Genomic DNA, 3,062 nt, shown 5'->3' with positions numbered 1-3,062 from the left:
AGAGACTGAGCGCCGCAAAGCACTCCCGGGCTGGCTGCACTTCTACAATCATCACAGGCACCACTCCGCGATCGGAGCCCCGCCCATCAGCAGAATCGAAAACAACCTGCCTGGACATCACACCTAGTCGCCGAGCGTCATGGCGAGCAGCGTGCGCACCAGCATTTGCGCGGACTGGCCCGCAGATGGAGCAAACTCACGATCACCTACCACGGCCGGAACCGTCCTGAGAGCCAGCACCCTCTGGTCAGCGCAACTCAGACCAAGACACACGCCCTACCTTGGGCCCACTCCGTCAGGCTGCCAGTCTTCTAATCGCAGGCGGTAGAGCACGCTGCGGCGCATCGGGTGACCAATCGGAATTGTGGGGTAGTCAAAGTCGCCCTCGATATCGCGGGTCATGCCAATGCGGCGCATGACCGCCTGGGATCGTTCATTCTGTACGGCGGTGAACGAAACCACCTCGTCCAGACCGAGGTCGACGAAGGCGACCTGTAGGGCCGCTCGTGCCGCTTCGGACGCGTAGCCGCGTCCCCACGCCCATCGAGCCAGGCGCCAACCAATCTCTACGCAGGGTGTGAAAGCTGCCTCCCAGGAGGGGACGGCAAGGCCAGTAAAACCGGCGAAGCGACCGCGATCCTCGCTTTCAGCGACCTCGAGAGCCCACAAGCCCCAACCCTGCTCGGCGAGGTGGGCCGCAGCGCGGGCAGCCAAGGCGTCGCTGTCTTGCCGATCAAGCACACCCGGGAAGAACTCCATAACTCTCGCATCGGCGTTCATCTCAGCGAATGGACGGCGGTCCTCAGGCCGCCACCGGCGCATCAGTAGACGTTCAGTCAGTATCTGCTCAGGCACCTAGGCATTCTAGTGTCCGGGTGCTTGAGGCTCCTTCGCGCCCCATCGGAACAGCCGTTCGCACCACGAGAGGTGGGCCCCACTGATTAGGAGACACGCCTTAGTCTTCCGGTGCGGGTGGAGCAGGACGGCGACTGGGTGCCCGTCGACACGACGCTCGCCCCGGTCGGTGAATGGCTCGAACCTGTCGCTTCTGTCGCCCCTGTCCGCTTTTCTTCTGGCGGCTCCGACCAGCTTGCCCAGGTGCAGACCGAGACCGGGGAATGGGTGTCGGAACGGTGGCCATACGGAACGCTTCCGGTTCCCACCGTCGATGGCGACACCGCCACCTATACCGAAGTACTGCCGGGTGTCGATCTGAAGATGATCGCCACCGTGACTGGACAGATGGCTGTCTACGTCGTCAAGAATGAGAAGGCGGCACGGTCGAGCCGATTGGACGACCTGCATGTCGTCATCGAGGGCGCGGATCTGACGAAGGGTGCGAATTGATCGGTTGAGGCTGAGGTAGCCGATGGGTCGCAGCTCGTGGCCGGGCAGCCGCTGTGGTGGGACTCGTCGAATGGGGGGACCTATCGGGTACCGGGTGGGGATGAGCCGGCCCTCCCCGTGACGCAGGAGGTCGATGCGGAGCGGGTCTCGTTGGATGTCGGCGCGTCTGTCGACACGCAAGAGAAGCGCTCGGGCGACGAGATCACTTACCCGATCTACGTCGACCCCGACTGGTCGTCGTGGCAGAGCGCGTCATGGTACACGGATGCCGAGTTCCCCGCTCAGGGCTACCTGAACGCGAATCTGTTGCGTGTCGGAGTCAGTGCACCCTTCGCCTCGGACATGTTCTTCCAGTTCCCGATCTGGCAGCTCGCGGGCAAGAAGGTCATGAATGCCGTCCTGAGCACCACCATGACCAAGGTGCTGTGGTGTGCACCGGATCCGATCGGTATCCACGCTTACGGTCTTTCGCCGTCGCCGGGGTTCTCCCGAAACCAGCAGCTCGCTGCCGGAACTTCCTGGGGCGGTCTGATTCAGAGTCAGAACCCCGGTAATTGCGGCAGCCCCACCACAGCGGTGGGCTGGAACGTGACTGGTGCGATTGCCAACGGCGTGAATGCCAACGAATCCGAGACCCGCTTGGGGATCACCGCTGCCGGCGCTCGCTCGCGGCGGTGGTTCTCACCCGCAGCGCTTCTGACGGTCTCCTACAACAGCCCACCCAACGTGCCGACGTCTCCCGTGTTCACGTCCCCGAACCGTCAGTGCGGCACGGCCGCGGCACCGGCGATGATCGGTCAGTCCGACGTGACCGTGCAGGTGAATCAGACCGACCCGGACCCGGGCAACGTCGATACGAACTTCCACCTCATGAGGGCGTCGGATCTGAACACCAGGATCCAGGACCGTGCGAGCGGGCTCGGCGCGCAGGGGCTCAAATCCGTGACATTCCCTGGACTGACCAACGGTGAGACGTACGCCTGGCGTGCGTGGGGAAGTGATCACCTCCACAATGGTGTCGGGCCATCGGAATGGTGCTACTTCACGGTGGATACTACGAAGCCCGCTGTACCCGCGGTGACCGCACCGACGGGAGCGTCCTATGTCGTCGGCACGGGAATCCCGCTGTCCGCAACCGGCGACTCGGACGTCGCGGGCTATGTGTACTGGGTGACGCCCACGCAGCTGGTTGCCCCGGCACCTCCGGTGCCGGCGGATGGCACTGTGGCGGTGGGCGCCGCGCTTCCGGACTGTGCGACAACCGTGACCAACAGCGTCCGCTGGGCGTGCAAGACGGGTGCCGGCTCGACGACGCTCACGGTCGCACCGACCGACTCCCTCTCGACGGTTTGGGTGTCAGCGTTCGACAAGGCGGGCAATCAGTCCGCGGCCACGGGACACCCGCTGTATCCGGGAGGGAACACCGGCACCCCGGCGGCCCCGGCCAACCTCGATGCCGGGCACGCCTGGCAGCTCACTGCGATGTCTTCGCCGCTTCCGGAAGCGATCCCTGACGCCAACCCCTGGATCGGCTCGGCTGCTCTCGATCTCATGATTCCCGCCACGGCCTCCACGACCTCGACAGACCTCCCCGACTTCCCCTTCACGTCTCCGGTGCTGTCCACCAACGTGGCGACTGCAGGATACGAGATCACTTCCTTGGGCGCCCCGGTCGATGCGTCCCAGAGCTTCACGTTCAGTCTCTGGGTCAAGCC

3 protein-coding genes and 1 pseudogene are annotated in these 3,062 nt (G+C 64.4%); 3 read left to right on the top strand and 1 reads right to left on the bottom strand.

Annotated features, from left to right (window positions below):
• Positions 1–127, top strand: a pseudogene (locus KZA10_RS10850) (IS481 family transposase); the annotation flags it as partial.
• 149 nt (positions 128–276) lie between these two features.
• On the opposite strand, the gene KZA10_RS10845 reads toward KZA10_RS10850, so the two are convergent.
• Positions 277–855 carry a GNAT family N-acetyltransferase gene (locus KZA10_RS10845; protein ID WP_218682888.1) on the bottom strand — a complete coding sequence of 193 codons (579 nt, stop codon included), beginning with the start codon at positions 853–855 and terminating at the stop codon, positions 277–279.
• A 138-nt stretch (positions 856–993) separates the two neighbouring features.
• Between KZA10_RS10845 and KZA10_RS10840 the strand changes: the two genes are divergently transcribed.
• Both KZA10_RS10840 and KZA10_RS10835 read left to right on the top strand, forming a co-directional pair.
• Positions 994–1,347 carry a hypothetical protein gene (locus KZA10_RS10840; RefSeq protein WP_218682887.1) on the top strand — a complete coding sequence of 118 codons (354 nt, stop codon included), beginning with the start codon at positions 994–996 and terminating at the stop codon, positions 1,345–1,347.
• 36 nt (positions 1,348–1,383) lie between these two features.
• Positions 1,384–3,062 (top strand): hypothetical protein (locus tag KZA10_RS10835; RefSeq protein WP_218682886.1); only part of this gene is annotated, 1,679 nt, incomplete at its 3' end.

Origin of the sequence: Microbacterium sp. BF1, assembly GCF_019279095.1 — a bacterium.
Lineage (GTDB): Bacteria > Actinomycetota > Actinomycetes > Actinomycetales > Microbacteriaceae > Microbacterium > Microbacterium maritypicum.
The sequence above is the reverse complement of the archived record's forward strand: the minus strand, read 5'-3'. Positions and strand labels throughout refer to the sequence as shown.